Raw genomic sequence first — 15979 nt, forward strand, 5'->3', positions numbered from 1 at the left:
TTTAGCTTTTGCCGCGCCTCCGGGCATCCGACCCTCTGCGCCTCTATCTATCCTTCGTACTTGTTTTTTTGGTGCGCCCGGAGGGATTTGAACCCCCAGCCCTCTGGTTCGAAGCCAGATACTCTATCCAATTGCGCTACGGGCGCATTTTTTGACAAAGTCAAAAAATAGAGCAATCGAACAATAGAAATTAGATAATCAATTGCGTTCTATTGCTCTATTGTCCATTTTCCAAACATCTTTAACATATCCAATTATACGATATATATTAGTTGTTTTACAGCGGAAACAATTTAGAAAGGGTTGTTTTACTTAGCTTTTAAAAGGGCTTTTATATCAGAACCGACTATTATCTTCAAATTATCTGTAATCTTCTCTATCGTCCAATTCCACCATTTTATTTCCAATAATATCTTTATTTCTTCTTCTGAATATCTTTGCTTGATCGGTTTGGCAGGGTTTCCTCCTACTACCGTATAGGGAGGCACATCTTTTGTCACCACGGACCTGCTGGCGATTATCGCACCGTCACCAATCTTTATTCCGGGCATTATAAGAGCATCATACCCCAGCCAGACATCATTTCCAATTACAGTATCACCTTTAAAAGGCAAATCCTTTATATCAGGCATTACTTTTTCCCAGCCGTTCCCAAAAATAGAAAAAGGGTATGTAGTAATACCGCTAATTTTATGATTTGCGCCGTTCATTATAAACTTTACATCTTTTGCAATAGCACAGAACCTACCAATTATCAATTTATCCCCCATAAACGGATAGTGATACATAACATTCTTCTCAAATTTCTCCGGCCCCCCAGGATCATCATAATAACTGTAATCACCGACAATTATATTAGGATTTGAAATAATATTCTTAATAAACCCAACCTGGGGAAACCCTTTCATAGGATATTTAGTTTTAGGATCCGGTCCAAACATAAGCACCTCCAAAAATTACGTTAAAACGTCCCACGTTGACATGTTACTAACGTTCTACAATCTGCTTCACTTACTATTTAAGCCCAGCATGTAGCGCTAAACACAATCTCGCCAACGCTTTGTGGCGGAAGTTGTTTAAGAACGATTCCACTTCCGCCAGTTATATTAGGCGGATCTTTTGATGAGATTACAATACTTCAGGATTCCACTGATACACGCCTATTTTCTTTTTCTAACTTGCTTCACTTGCTTTTGCCCAGCAGGTCACGCCTGACCGCGTGATCCGCCAACGCTTTGTGGCGGAAGTTGTTCAACGACTGAGCACTTATTTTTAAGTGCGCCCAGCAGGAGTTGAACCTGCAGCCTTCTGATTCGTAGTCAGATGCTCTATCCAATTGGGCTATGGGCGCAATTTTGCCTTAATATATTCTACTATTATTTCAAATTCTCTCTTAACTATCCGCATCTGACGTCAGATGTCCGATGTATCTTTTCACTTCGTTCAAAATCCAATTGCCCCCTTCGGGGATTCCTTCGCAGAGTCTTCCCAAAATACCGGGCAGACTCTAAGCCGCTCAGTCGGCTATGGGCGCATTTTTGCTTGCAAAAATAGAGTCCGTCTTAAACGGACGTTCTATTGTTCTATTGTCTATTCTCAAAACATTTTCTGATCAAACGTATTATATCACAAAGAATTATACAAGGAAATGATAAATCTTTCCGGAGGTTTTAATATGTGCAACAAATTACTTTAAGAAATTACACCTAGAAACAATAAGCAGGCGCTTCATGTAGCTTTGCCCCCTTTTAAAGCACTCATTTAAACCTTCGATGAAAATCAAACCCGTTTTTTTCAACATATTCTTTTAATTCCTTTTTGACTATAAATTTATTATTCTTTAATATATCGTAATACCCTTTAATGAATTCAAAATATTTCGAATCGGTATTTTCACTAATAAAGTTTTCGTAACTTTTCTTGTTTTCATGCAATACGACATCCTTTTCATCAGAAATTCTAGTATTATCAGAACCAGCCACATATAGGCTTAACAAATTCTTAATCTCTTTCAGTATTTCATCTTTTCCTGCACCATTACATTTTTTATAAAAGTTTTCCCACCTTATTATTCTTTTCCTTAATTGTTCAAAAGATATGCATAATCCGCCGTCCGCGCCCACTCTTTCCTTGTCTTCTTTTGCCTGAAAACCAATGTATTTTTTATACTCAAAATCAAAATCTTTCAATACCTCGTTGAGCAAAAAAGATCTATCCTCACATAAGAACCAATGCATCTCCATACTATCCACAATCCTCATTCCACATTTTTTAAATTCCAGCAACTCCAGACAAGTAGAATCATTTCTTAAGTTTTCAATCGAGGCAATATACGCAAAAAAATCATCGCTTTCCTCTTTCATTATCTTATCACGATTTTCTAAATATTGCTGATACTTTTTATTCTCCAAAAAAGAATTATCGATTTTTCTGACTGCATAAAAGTAAAATAGATTGAATTCCAAGAACGCTTTTTCCGCTAATTCATTGTTTTTAAAATCAGAAATGAACCTATCCTTGGCTAACAATATGGAGTACTTGTCTTTTTTATCAAGATTTTCCAGAAATGTCTTATAATCTGAAACTTTGTCGGCAAATATCAATGTTGTTGCAAAAAACAAAATAATTAGTTTCCACATATCATCTCCTCAATTCTTTCGAATAACCCATGTGACAGAGCCCACTTATTTTACCTCTTCCAGATAATATATGCTTACCTATTCTCACTCTCTACAGCTGGTTACTTTTTCACAGTTATAGCATTTCCCGTTATGCACGCATACTACCCCGCCGCATTTGGGGCAGTTCCAGTTCTTTCTTTCCAAAACAAGAAACTTTTTCATGCCAAGCTTTTTGATTTTCTTTAAATTTCCGATAGGGCTTTCTGTTCTTTTATAACCGTCAAGGTATCTTTTTTCAAGCCTTTCCAGCATCTCACAGGGGAAATTACTGCATTCGTAACAAAATCTGATCTTATTGATATTTCCTGTTTTGCAACGAGTGCATTTTTTATGGCGAGTATGCCGCAGAAAACCACGGAGGTAACTCCGTGGATGAATGCGGCATGAATAATAAATTGAATTCCATTCGCCGAAACTCCGGACGTAAGTCCGCAGAGGTTCATTTCTTGGCTTGCAGCCGACGCAGTGCCGTATATTACCCCGCTTTTCAGGGAGGCCGCTTGAATAAGCAAGGTACAAACTGCAAACCCCGCAGTTGATACCGCACGGGGCTATTAACTCTTCCGTGAAACTTTTCATTAAAAAACGGGTACAATCACAAAAGAATGACTGTCCCCTTATCCTCCTTTTTCTTCAACCTCTTCAGATTCATTCTGGAAGTATTTATCCATTCTTTTTCGGTTCTCCGGTAATTCGGGAAGAATTTTTTTGAACGTTTTACAATGTCTTTATATATGAGAATAGCCCTGTCTTTTTGGCCCATTTTTTCAAGTAAGAGAGCCAACCGGCAGCGGGGCTCTTCACCCTCACCATATTGTTCCGCCAATTTCTCATAGATACCAAGTGCTTCTAAATCCTCATTGAACGCTTCATGGATTTTTGCAAATAATAAATCTACTTTGTTTTTCTCGTAATTCGGCGATTGTCCTTTAAGTTTAATAAGGTTAGCTTTTGCCTCCTCATAAAGTTTAGCTTCAAATAATGAGCGGCATAAAAATAAGGACAGAAAATCATCATTCTTATAAGCCCCCTGCAAACACCCTTTATATATTTCGACAGCTTTAAACGGTTCGGCTTTTCTTAAGTAATAATCCCCCAAAGCTTTTTTATTTTCCACGGAATCACACGTTTCAAGTTTTTCCTTGAGCTTTTCAAGTTCACTCCCGGGTTTCAAAATATTGAAAATACTTTCAAACAGTCCGGAAACAGAATGAAATCGAAAACCCGGTAATAATTCCATTAAAACATAAATAGCAGTTCCTACAAGGGGAAAAGCAAGAACAAGCCACAACCAACTCCAGCTGCGTCCCGACTTAATAACATGAATCACATTTAATATTTGAATTACAGGAATAATATAGAATAAAATTCCCATTTGACTTCTAAAGCATGAAAGATAATTCACCCGGCCCCCAGTCCATATTTTAAATGTAGTTAAACCTGTTTACGAACTATGGCAACATAAAAGTATTTTATTCAAATAACCATATTTAAGTGATTATAACACAATGGTTTTTAAAAAGGAATATTTATATGAAGTTTTAGGGGAAACCTATTCTTAATCTTTGATTAACCCTAGTTTTTTTACATAACACAGACTTTTTTTAGTATAATATAATTATATCCAACAAAGGAGTTCACAATTATGAAGAAATTAACTATTGCTCTCTGTTTTATCCTAATGCCGGCTTTATTTTGGGGTGCCCCTAAGGCACCGGTAAAGAAGGTCATTGAAAAAACAAAAGTCGTAGTTGCGATGACCGGCATTCGTTCAAAATCACTACAATCAATAAAAACAAATATTTATGACGAAGCTATCTATACATCACTTATGAAAATAAAAGGGATCTCTGTTATTCCCCAGAAAACAATGGAAATTTTTGATCTTAATATTGAGGAAAATAATAGTGTTAGCATAAAAAATGCGGTTGGAATACTCAAGGCGGACAAGATAATATGCTGCTTTGCTGAACAGATCAATTCCGACTATACTATTGCCTTTTATATTTTTGACGGAAACTCCGGAGAGCAAATATATTTTAAAGTCTATAAAGCCAAAGACAGTATTTCTTTTTTAAAAATTATTAGAAACTGTATAACAGAAGCAGAAAGCACCCTGATACAGCCAAAGAATTTAAAGGCAGTTGAGAAAAACATTACAAAATCGGAAGCAACTAAGGAGACGACGAAAATAGAATTGATACCGGTCGAAGAAAAACAGTCCATTTCTTCCGAACCGACACAACAAATAAATATTCAAACAAAAATTAATCGTCTTAATATTGAATTATCTTTATATGATTTTGTTAACAATGGTTTAAACCCTGATTTGAATAATACTTTTTTATTCGCCGTAAATTACGAAATGTTCATTCCCTTAAAGAATCTTACGTTAAGCGCCGGACCTTTCTATTCTCAAATGAAAGGCAATAATAATATCGGTCTAAGAATCAACGGTTATTATTACCCATTTTCAAGCAATTCTATTAATATCTTTTTCTCAATTTCAGGAGAAGGCGGTCTTAGCCTGACAAACAGCGCAAAGACTATTTCCTGTGAAGCCAAGATAGGAGCAGAAATAACTTTTGGTACTGTAGAACTATTTGGAGAAGGCGGAGTATGTCTGAGAAAAGGCTCTACAAATCTAAACATCCTGATCAATTCCGGTATCAAAGTTTATATATTTTAAAAATAAGCACCAGAAAGCAGATTTTTCCAAAATGAAATACCTGCGTTAACTTTTTAAGGAAAGCCCTGTTATAATATTTGACGGTTTAAGCTTTCACCCGCCGAGTGTAGGTCTGTAATAACCGTCTTCTGCGTCTCGCCAGTGCTTGAGCATTATTTTTACTTTCATTTGAAGCTCTTCCAAAATATCAGGACCAACAAGAAAGACATGTTGTTCTTCTTTCGTCTTTGCAGTATTAATAAGCGGAACTTTTGATCCTTTGAGTATTGAAATCAACTCATTTGTATTATCAAGTTCCCATCTTAAGGAGCGGTACATGAACCAGAAAGCCGGGGTCCCGCGGGGATTTCCCGGAACTTCAGGGTCAACTTCAGATGTTTTTGGATGAAGAGCATTCCATCTATCCCGTTCGTATGATAGAGTTGCAACCTGTAGAGTATGCCTTATTGTTAAAGTCATGCATTTTCTGACTTTAAGCTGAAGCATCTCAGTCAAAAGATCCTGTTTAATTTTTTCATCTTTTACCTTATTGCTTGCTTTTTCAAAAAGATAAGCCGCATTTGCATAAATACCGGATATTGAATCGATCGCAATGGCAATTACAGTAGCATGATCCCATGTCTTCACCTCAGATTCACCGGTAAAGGACATATAATCCATATAAACCGACGGCTGTGAACCTTTTGACTGATAAATATTGGGCAGCCAATAAGCTTTTTCATCCTCTGTCAATCTTTCCTGATGTGCAACCAGCGGTCTGTTAATCCACCGTAAGGCCAGCAATCCCATCATATATCTTGTCATATTAGCGACACTAGAAAGGGTATCAGCCTTACTGATTTTATACCAGGCATCTACAACTTCGTTTACAACTTCCTTGCCATAAAGACTTTCTGCAAATTTCTCAAGTAATAATATTTTGTCTTTTTCAGTCCCAACACCTTCAAATTTCGAAAATATTTTCAAGGCATTTAATTCTTTTTCTTTTCCTACGAGCATAAAATGATCATTTTTTAAATTTCTCACATTAAACAAGCTTTCCGCAATTGAACATGGATTTGAATAATCATTCGGCTGGTAAGTCCGCTGTGTCCATGGAGGGATATTTCTTATTACAAGCGGCACCGAGGTGTCTCCCGGCATTGACCCGTGTCCTGTTATTATTCCCATTCTTGGTTTTAAATTTGCAATTATGCTTTCCAGTTCAGCCTGAGGAAACCAGGTGCTGATAAAAACCTCAGCCTCAATTCCGGAATCAGAAGCTCCCTGCTGCACAGCACTTAAAAAACCGACTACTCTTTTACCCATGTTTCTGAACCTGCAATTTGAGGCACCATTTTCATTCGTATAAAGCTGGCCGGACCAGCATATACCGCTGCCGGCGTCATTTGTTTTAAAACAAAGTGTATCAATAAGAGGCGCCTCTTTTAACAGTTTTGCTACTGCTTTACGGTATAATTCCAGAACTTCCGGATTGTCCACGCAAGGCGAAAAAAACAGACCAACGCTTCTCAAGCTGTTATCGCATCTTGCGCCGCGCCAAGTAGGATGTTTTTCATAAACTTTTTCATTCAACCAGTGAGGCTCATTACCGTAGTAGGCTGCTTTAAGTTTATATTTTGCAACAATAGCATGCCTTTTTTTCAAAAAATCCATCTGTTTTTTAATAAATTCCTTTGGGAAAGCGTCTTTCAGTTCTTCCGGTAAAACATGCTTAAAAATTGAAGTATCCCCTTTTGCCCATTCACACCAGGGGCTGTCAATGTCAAGTCCTTGAAAATCAGTTCGATCCAAAAGAGGAGATATCAAAATATGCGTCACCCCTGCGGTTTTAGCTTCCTTAACAAGTTTATCAAACTCCTTCAAATCACTTGTATTCGGTGAAAATATTAATTTTCCCACTTTTCCTCCTTAATTGATGTTTTTTTAGCATACCCAACTATCTGTTATTTTTTTCCGCTTGACACAAAAGATTTAACAATATCCGCTATTAATGCTTCTTTATCTGTTTTAAATGTAATTCCATTCTTACTGCAAAACGGTTTTATTGTATCACTATTTGAAAAAGTAATCAGGTTACGGACAAATGTTGAAGGTTGTATATCTCTAAAGTATAGTTCTTTAGCAATTCTTTCGCGGCCATTGCTTTCTTGCAATCCGATATGATGAAAATGCTCTCCGCCGGGAACAGCCTGAACCAATTTAGTATAGCCTTCCAATGATAATTCCGGAGTAATCATAGAAGGAACAGAACCCTCGTGAAATTTAAGTCTTATTTTATTTATACTTTTTCTTCCGGGAACTATTCCGGCTAAATCTGCCGTTGAAGGCGAAGCAGCAACACCTGAAGACGCCAATGTTAATGGTTGAGCAAAAGGCGGATAAAAGTATAAGGAAAGCGTCTGGTTTTTACCGTCAACAAATATTGCTTTTTCATAAACCTTGCCCGCATCCTCCATACACGCCGTAACACCCCACTCCAGACAGGAGGCATCTACCCAGCCCGAAGATTTTGTCCCTTGATCTGTTATCACAGGTCTCACAAATTTTCCTCCGGCTTTCCAGACAACATAATGAGTACTGCTATTTATATGCAGTCCTCCAAAACGCCAGATAGGCCAACGGGTATTGTCCGACATTAACCAGTAAGGATATCCTTCATCAAACTGGTCCAACCTCCACATATCGTTTATTCTTTCACCGCTGCAAGTTGTTTTAATATGAAAATTATTTTTACCCAACAAAATGGGAATTTCAATACCAATTGCACCGATTTTCACACCCTGAGCTGCCGCAGGTAAGTCTAAAGTATGAGTCAACAAAAACTCCCCGGGCTTTGCCGTTTTTTCTATTGCCACAGTAAAGGGCCAGTTGATCTCTTTTCCTTTTTTTAATTCCCCTGAAATATTTATTGCATTTCCTGCCGCAGAAACACCCGTTACCCCCCCTTCTATTCTTACTTTGTCACTCAATACGCTAAATTGTGTTCCGGTATTATCAGGGATATTATTCATTACATCAACAAAAACCCCCTTCCTCGGTACTTTATACACCTGAATAAAAGATTTTCCGATTTCTTTTTTATCAGCAGCAACAGATATTTCCAGTTTATATTCACCGCCAAGTACATCCGAAAAATCAAGGTTAAGAGAAGAAACAACAGGAAGTCCGGGATTTCCTGCAACGGTCACTGCAGGAAATACTTTAATCTCTTTATTATCCAGAGTAAGCAAACGAAGATTAATTATTTTCTGCCCGACACTATCACTTATGCATGAAATATTTGTAGTGAATTTATTCCCGACTTTTTCAGGAAGTCCGTCCATTCCAATAACACATTCCTTCGAAACCAGACATACATGATTCATCCCGACAAATGGGACAAATGTAAATATCATATCAAGAGATGTTCCGGCCTTTAAAGGCTCAGCATACGCGCTCTTGGTCTCTATAGTATTTACTTTAGAGTCAATCTGGGCCATCGCTATCCCGCCCGTATAAGACATTCCAATACCCGTCTTTTCGCCCAAATCACATGTAGCAGCCCAATTATCAACAGGCTCAATTATTGCAAAATTTGCTTCCATTGTTGCTCTTACAGGATCAAAAGCAAAATGTTCCATTAATCCTACGTTCATTATATAATAATTATCATTAGTCTCTTTTTCTTTTCCTGCAACCGGAGATAAAACCGGCGTCATTTTGACATTTTGGTCGCCAACAGCCGTAGATTTGAATACCAATCCAAGCCAGGGTCTCCCTTTTTTCAAGCTAAATATTCTGGAAACAATGACTTTGTCCTTATCTTTTCCCACATCAGAATCAATCGTTATCTTTATTTCATTTGCATCATTTTTTTCAATCTGCATTTTGCAGGGTGTTTTTTCCAAATTAACACCACTCCAATTGACTTCCATTCCAAATGAGAAACTTCCGCATTTTTGCCCGGTAATTTTATTTATTATCTCTTCAATAACCCCGCCTTTACCGTTTAATATCTTTGCCCGCACAAAACCGTTTTCGATAACAACACTATCCTTGTCTTCCTTAATAGAACAGGATTCTGCCAAAGCTTTCTTTTGTTTTGCAATAACATCTGATGAAATATTGCACTTACCCGCATTGTCAGTCAACGTATCAAACGAGTTTATTGTTTGATTATTCATAAATACTTTATCAAAAACACCGCTTCCATTTTTATCAACCACCACTTTAAAATTACCGTTCACTAATTCTTCGGCATTAACAATTCGTATTGCAAATATTACAAGGATCAAGCTTAGAATTATTTTTATATTTTTCATTTTTCTCCACCTGCCTTACTTTCAAATTTGCCCGACATATACAATGCTTCCATGGCGAAGGCCAAACCGCGGTATTCCGTAGATGAAAATATTGGGAAAGGAGAAATATCTCCCGGTCTTCCCGGCCAAACATCTTTTGATAATATATTTGAAGGACTTTTAGACATATTTCCTAATCCGCCGCCAAATGAATTTTGTACCAGATTAAGGTATTTCTCATCCTTAAATGTTCTCCAGGCAACCGAACTAAGCTCAAGAGCATCCGAACCCGGTTTGGTTTTATCCGCATGCATTTTTATTATTTCTTTTACTTTAGCATCACCCGTTAAATCATAATATTCCATTAATGCGCCCATTCCTCCAAATCCCGTGCATGCTCTATCCTGGACATGTATTCTTTTAGTAAAATCATTCATAAGGTATTTTATATACTTTTCATCCAGCGTTCTTTCCCATGCCGTAAGAAGAGCCTGAGAAGAATGTGCGCCTGATTCAGAGCTATTATCCGCGCTTGAATGACCGAACCTGGTGGCTTCTCCGTCCTGCCATGCCATCACGCTTATCGCATCCCGGTCCAGAATATCCTTTAATCTTCCATCGGCCATTAAATAATACAAATCTCTGACCGGCGCAGGTGTTCCTCCTCTTGCTCCTATGTACGCACATCCCCAGTGCGACACATTATGCCTGTGCGCGCATCCGGAAACATTTCTGTAAGGTCCCCAGTCCCACGGATATTCCTCTGTATTTATCGTATCTACGTCCTGAACATGTTTAACATTAGCTTCTCCTAATTCAAAATCCCTTCTTTGCCCTGTCCGGATATATTGAAATAGAAAGAACCAACCTACAGGTCCAGAATCATCACCGCCCAACCAGGCCCAGCGACCGATGTCTAATGCCCATCTTCCGGTTTTCGGTCCCTGGTTCATCCACCACATAACATCCCCATAATCAAACATACCGTACCATCTGGATTTTTCCTGCGAGTCAAGATAATAATCCATCATCCCGCCCAGAAGCTTTTCTGCAGTCGGGAATTTCTTCGGGTCATACGGTCTGTAATATCCTAAAGCCCTCGTTCCGGCATAATAATCCGGTCCCGGATGAATAATTGGAAATGCATCAAATGCCGAAGCCACTGCCTGACTGTTGGCTTGTTTTGTATTTCCCGCATGAAAATAAAAGAACACATCAGTTGTTTTTGAAGTACCTTTTGAACAATTTCTATTAAAATACTCAGCATTAACTCCGCCCCTCGCACCTGTTTCACCGGTATTCCACTCTCTTGTATATCTTCTGTAATCTAAAAGTCCGGATTCCGGAGGCCAAATATTCACCGTTAATTTACCAGTTTTACTGTCAACCCAGACTGATTTTGGAAAACTTTGCCAGCCCTTTCTTACCCCCAGTGTCACACCATATTTTGAATTGGACACATCAAGCCAGCATAAAGGCCTGCTGCCGGATTCCAGAACAACATCGGAAATTCCGGCTTTACTATTACCCCAGACTTTATAGGTATCGGCATCTTCTATGAAAAGAGAAACAGAAGGAAATTCACCCGGCTTTATTTCTTTTATAGTCGGTGTCGTAATAACTGTATCTTTCGGGATATCTATACCAACAGATAATCCTATATTTCTGATCATATCAAAATCAGAAGCCCCCTCATATACATACCAGTGCTGACAGCCAATGAGACCACTGCCCGCATAAGCATGAACTCTCAAAACAAAATCGCACTCACCCCTGCGCTTTAGATCTCCTATCAACTTGCTTCCCAGTAATTTATATTTATAATATCCTTTTATCAAAATAACCGTGTGAACGGGTCCGTCTTCTTCAACTTCCAGCTTGGTTATAATCACTTTTGAATTATCTGCCTTCCCCTTTGCACTCCAATTTCCCGCATACCAGCTCTTGTCGGAATTCAGACTTACAATATTCATGAAATTCTTTTCAGCATCTTCAGGTTTTACAACCAATTCAGAATCAGCATATTTCCCGTCCCCATCCGAATCCAGCCATAGTTTATCAATAAACCCTGAACCTGTTTTATTTACTTCAAATTTTACAACTCCCGTATTAACTTCCAAGCTTCCGTCTTTTTTCCTGGTTGTTTTAACCGGCTTTAGAACCGCCGGTTTTGAGCCTTTCCGCTCCAGATTTAATGAATACGTTTCTTTTGAATCTGCGATAAAATCCAGAGAAATCCATTTAAAACTTTTATCCGGCCAAAATGCTATCGGTTTTACCTGACATGGAATTTCTGTTTTTCCTGCCAGAACTCCTACTGAATCAATCGAAGTAACTTTGCCTCTAGCTATCGGCACTCCGCTTCGAACAGGATATACGCCCGCCCATTCGGTCTGACCAAAATCCACTTTCAACGGAATCGGCGCCGCAAGAACAGAAGCAGCTAAACACAAGAACAGACCGACAGATATTTTCTTCATTTCAGATTCCTCCATATTGCATATATTTATTATCCTCACAACCCTTTTAAATCAATCTCAAATCCCTTTTTCTGCTACCTGCTAATTTTTACTGTTTTTTCTTTTTTATATCCTATTTTAGCTTTTACAATCTGATAACTGTGTTTGTCTGTAACATAAATAGCATCCTTCGAAACTGCAACACTTTTAGGAAATAAAAACGGTATCTCGGGTTTACTTCCAAGCCTTCTTCCCGGACCTGAATCTGAGTTACCATATGAACCGAACCGAAGTAACGGATTTCCATTCGTATCCAAAACCTGTACTGCAAATCTTATTGCATCCGGAACATAAACTCTTCCATAATCGTCAACATCGAATCTTGAAGCATCGCAGGAACACGAGAAGTCACCTCCGCCTGAAGCCGCGGGAGAAGGAGCCACCCCGTCATATACCCATTGATAACCCGTCAGCCAAAGAGGCACAATACCGCCTTCTGTATAACCCCAGAAATTAGGCTTTTCTTTGGAAGCTATTTCAGGATATTCAATTTTTCCTTCCAAGGTTGGCCAATAAATCCCGCTGCCGCCTATACCTGCCCCCGGAGAGAACTTAATAACACTTCCATATATTTTCATAAATCTGTTTCTGTTCATACTCCCGCCGCCGACAGGTTTGAATTTTCCATCAGAAATATTTAAAAAAGCAGGGTCATACTTTGTAAGATTATCAACACCCTGAATTCCATCAGCGCCTGTAACCGCTTTCGGATAAAATCTTCCCAAATACCTGATATTATCGCCTATATATACATTGCCCTGAAGATCTGATTTTACACCATTACTGCTGCCGCCTGTTGCACGGGCCACTTCTCTTTTCTTTAAAGTACCGTCAGGCGAGTAAACATTAACCTGCCCGTACATTGTACTTCCTATATTACGATATCCTCCTGTCGGTCCCGCAAATTCAAACACATATATCTCCCCATTTGAGGCAATAGACATCCCGCCTCTTTCTCCCAAATATGAATCTTTCAAAACAATTTTTTTTACAACTGCAAAATCCTTTTTAGGATCATATTTTATAATCTGATACGGAAAAACTGACAGCGCATAATATGAACCGTCAGGTCCAATTGCAATATCAGCTCCTCCCGGAAACTTACCCGGAATCTCGTCCCCTGTCTTACCGTCAAAACATTTTACGCTTCCGCCTCTTATTGTTGAGTAGATTTTTTCAGTTTCTTTATCAACAATAACAAAATGATACATTGTATGCCGGCCTTTTTGTTTTATCGCAGCTTTATCTGACAGTTTCCTTTCTTCAAGAGTACCGCCTTTGTTTACATAACTTTTTACTCCATTTTTAATAACCCATATGATCGCAGGTTTTACGGCTGAATCCACCAAAACATGTCCGCCGCCTCCTTCAGGATAAGAAATAGCATCTTTAACCGAACCGCTTCCTGAAATATATACTAATTTTGACGGAACTTTTTTGTCATAAGATGTTGAAAGGACATAGCAATCATCCGTATTCTTATCTACCGCCATATATTCCGCGCCCGGAACCGGATAAGCTTTTAAAAATTTCCCATCTTTTGAAAAGACAGCTACTTCCCCGTTACCGCTGTCACCTACAAACACCTTACCGTCTTTTCCGACTGCTACGGAATCAGGTGAATTTACATGAGCCTCCTTACTGCCTTTAAAACCTATTCCGCCTATAAATTCCTCAACTTCCGCATCGGGTTTCATTTTTGTTCTAAAAACCGCAGCCGGTTTTCTTGTAACCTCGTTAGATCTTGCATCATATGTATATGTCAAACTAACAGAGGTCATGTACACATATCCGCTGTCGGAATCTGCAGCCAAATATGCGCCGCTCCAGAGATTAGTCCATAATCTCGGGCCAAAACAATCCTTTGGCGTACTTCCGTCTCCATTAACGCTTACTAATCTCCATGTGTCCCATCTAAAATTCCTGCTAATAAATATTACCTGATCCTCTCCCATCACAGCCATTTCCTGGATCAGTGCTTCATCCCCATAAGGCAGGAAACTTCCATTCCTGTGATACTGGACAGGTATGCTTTCTCCGTTTGCTAAATGCGCAAAATCAATCGCTCCAAGTTTTTCTTCCGGAATATCAGCAGGAAACGGAAGAACAGTTCTCGCATACTCTCCATTCCTGTCAAATGATTCTATTCTGGGCGCGACATCACGAACATTACTGTTCGAATGCATCAAATATACGTTTCCCTTCTTATCAATTGTTGCACCGGTAATTCTATCATTCCCAAAAGGTGTATACCCCATCAGCTTATCCAGTTTGGCTTCCATCCCAAGGGATATTTTCACACTGCAGCCGTCTAAAGATATTACTTTTTTACCGAAATTATCCTTTCCGTCCCAATAAATAACCTGGGCTAGGCTTTTTTTCTGCAAAGGCTCCGGCGGGTTATCTCCCAATACACCTGATACAAGATTACGAACCGTTTTCCCGGTGCTATCCTTAATTTCTACTGTTACATCCGTAAATGTATTAGCTGTAAAACTTATTTTTACTTTACCCTTATCCATTACAACCTCAGGTCCCTTTGTAAATTCCGGGGCAACTTCTTTCGCAGGTTTTATTACCTTAGGGTTATTCCCTGTTACTTTTTCAAAAGTCACCTGAGATTCTTTTACTACATGAGGCAAATCTTCCTGAGTTATTTTTTTCCCTTTTAATCCTTTTATATGCGCAAACAAATCAGGCCTGTGAGGAGTTCCGGAATACGACGGAGCCCAAAAATAATCTGCTCTTCCTTTGCCGCCTGGTCCGTTCATATCCCCCCTGCTGATATTTACTCCAATTGTGCTTGTTATCTTACTAGACCTTGTAAAAGAAGCAAAGGGAATCTTAAGCTCAGCTGTCCATTCTTTTTCCCCGACAACAACTTTCGATTCTATATTGCCATTCCACGTAATATCCCCGCAATCCTGTTCTCTATGATATGAATCAGCCAACCCGCCTGCAGAACTTAACAAAATTTGATAATAACTCTTATGGCTGTTTGAAACATCAAGGAATATCTCAGCATCCTCTTCCTGCCAGATGGTACCTTCATCCCTGCCGGTAACTTTTGATGCAAAAACACCTTCAGGTGCGGAAAATTTCAAGCCTATATAAAAATTATCGGCATCCTGGCAAAATAATGCGATACTCTCCCTTGGCGCAGAATCCCCGAAAATGTTTACAAACGGAGTCGTCCTTACCGCAGTTTTCCAGCAGACATCATCCAAAACACCGTCTATTTTTGGACCTGCCTTTACAGGCACCATATCTATCGTTGTTGGCACAGGAATTCCACTTTTTGCAAAAACCGGAGAACCGGACAAAAATACCAGAAATAGACCTGTCACCAAGATAACTTTCTTCATGTAATTATCCCCCTCTATATATTAAGTTGTTTTTCTTATCTGAATATATTTATACTCTTCTTTTGTTGCTTTTTCAATATCTGTTTTCCCTCTAATTCCACAGCAAATTACATATCAATTAGTTTGATTGGACAGAAAAGTAAATAAAGGTTTTCTTCAAGCTTAAAATGAAATATTTTAAATGAAAATATTTTTGTGCTTTTCGAAGGAACTATACAGAAACTATGAGATTACGACAGGAGGCGAAGAGGTCTCAATGAAACAAATATGGACCTTTCCAAGCTTATCCTCCTAAAAGATTGGCGGATCCGCTAAGGGCGAGATCTCGTCAGAAACTCTGACGGACAGGCTACTAGGGGTTTTCTTTGGCATAACGCCATAGAGTTATAATCAAAAGATGTGTATGAAGTAAAACAGCGACGTATCCTGTATAATAAGTTTT

Annotated in this window: 9 protein-coding genes and 2 tRNA genes; 1 reads left to right on the top strand and 10 read right to left on the bottom strand. The window is 38.8% G+C overall.

Going from position 1 to position 15979, the window contains the following annotated elements; translation table 11 throughout:
- Nucleotides 1-69 precede the first annotated feature (69 nt).
- The 6 genes from A2536_05930 to A2536_05955 all read right to left on the bottom strand — a co-directional run bounded on the left by A2536_05930 (nucleotide 70) and on the right by A2536_05955 (nucleotide 4056).
- A tRNA-Arg gene (locus tag A2536_05930) sits at nucleotides 70-146 on the bottom strand.
- Between the two features lie 162 nt (nucleotides 147-308).
- Entirely contained in the window at nucleotides 309-908 is a 600-nt protein-coding gene (locus A2536_05935) for a chloramphenicol acetyltransferase (GenBank protein OGF46137.1), read from the bottom strand.
- A gap of 369 nt (nucleotides 909-1277) precedes the next feature.
- Nucleotides 1278-1351 (bottom strand) — tRNA-Arg (locus A2536_05940).
- Nucleotides 1352-1757: 406 nt separating this feature from the next.
- Nucleotides 1758-2639: a hypothetical protein gene (locus tag A2536_05945; GenBank protein OGF46129.1), complete on the bottom strand. Its 882-nt coding sequence runs from the start codon at nucleotides 2637-2639 to the stop codon at nucleotides 1758-1760.
- A 224-nt stretch (nucleotides 2640-2863) separates the two neighbouring features.
- Nucleotides 2864-3193, bottom strand: coding sequence for a hypothetical protein (locus A2536_05950; GenBank protein ID OGF46130.1), 330 nt, complete (start codon nucleotides 3191-3193; stop codon nucleotides 2864-2866).
- Between the two features lie 83 nt (nucleotides 3194-3276).
- On the bottom strand, nucleotides 3277-4056 hold the full coding sequence (locus A2536_05955) for a hypothetical protein (GenBank protein ID OGF46131.1): 780 nt from the start codon (nucleotides 4054-4056) through the stop codon (nucleotides 3277-3279).
- Between the two features lie 270 nt (nucleotides 4057-4326).
- Here A2536_05955 and A2536_05960 point away from each other — a divergent pair, with 270 nt between their 5' ends.
- Entirely contained in the window at nucleotides 4327-5370 is a 1044-nt protein-coding gene (locus tag A2536_05960; protein OGF46132.1) for a hypothetical protein, read from the top strand.
- A 93-nt stretch (nucleotides 5371-5463) separates the two neighbouring features.
- Here A2536_05960 and A2536_05965 read toward each other — a convergent pair whose 3' ends face one another.
- The 4 genes from A2536_05965 to A2536_05980 form a co-directional block, all read right to left on the bottom strand.
- Nucleotides 5464-7272 (bottom strand): hypothetical protein, encoded by a 1809-nt coding sequence (locus A2536_05965; protein OGF46133.1) that lies wholly within the window; start codon nucleotides 7270-7272, stop codon nucleotides 5464-5466.
- 44 nt (nucleotides 7273-7316) lie between these two features.
- The gene (locus tag A2536_05970; GenBank protein ID OGF46134.1) at nucleotides 7317-9674 is read right to left on the bottom strand and encodes a hypothetical protein; all 2358 of its coding nucleotides are present in this window, start codon (nucleotides 9672-9674) and stop codon (nucleotides 7317-7319) included.
- Nucleotides 9671-12133: a hypothetical protein gene (locus tag A2536_05975; protein ID OGF46135.1), complete on the bottom strand. Its 2463-nt coding sequence runs from the start codon at nucleotides 12131-12133 to the stop codon at nucleotides 9671-9673. Before A2536_05975 ends, A2536_05970 begins: the two co-directional genes overlap by 4 nt.
- A 74-nt stretch (nucleotides 12134-12207) precedes the next feature.
- The gene (locus A2536_05980; protein OGF46136.1) at nucleotides 12208-15537 is read right to left on the bottom strand and encodes a hypothetical protein; all 3330 of its coding nucleotides are present in this window, start codon (nucleotides 15535-15537) and stop codon (nucleotides 12208-12210) included.
- Nucleotides 15538-15979 lie beyond the last annotated feature (442 nt).

This window comes from Candidatus Firestonebacteria bacterium RIFOXYD2_FULL_39_29, from assembly GCA_001778375.1.
Lineage (GTDB): Bacteria > Oederibacteriota > D2-FULL-39-29 > D2-FULL-39-29 > D2-FULL-39-29 > D2-FULL-39-29.

Coding starts and splice junctions, on each gene's coding strand:
- A2536_05935 (OGF46137.1), bottom strand. CDS start 908: ATGAAAGGGTTTCCCCAGGTTGGGTTTATTAAGAATATTATTTCAAAT.
- A2536_05945 (OGF46129.1), bottom strand. CDS start 2,639: ATGTGGAAACTAATTATTTTGTTTTTTGCAACAACATTGATATTTGCC.
- A2536_05955 (OGF46131.1), bottom strand. CDS start 4,056: ATGGGAATTTTATTCTATATTATTCCTGTAATTCAAATATTAAATGTG.
- A2536_05960 (OGF46132.1), top strand. CDS start 4,327: ATGAAGAAATTAACTATTGCTCTCTGTTTTATCCTAATGCCGGCTTTA.
- A2536_05970 (OGF46134.1), bottom strand. CDS start 9,674: ATGAAAAATATAAAAATAATTCTAAGCTTGATCCTTGTAATATTTGCA.
- A2536_05975 (OGF46135.1), bottom strand. CDS start 12,133: ATGAAGAAAATATCTGTCGGTCTGTTCTTGTGTTTAGCTGCTTCTGTT.
- A2536_05980 (OGF46136.1), bottom strand. CDS start 15,537: ATGAAGAAAGTTATCTTGGTGACAGGTCTATTTCTGGTATTTTTGTCC.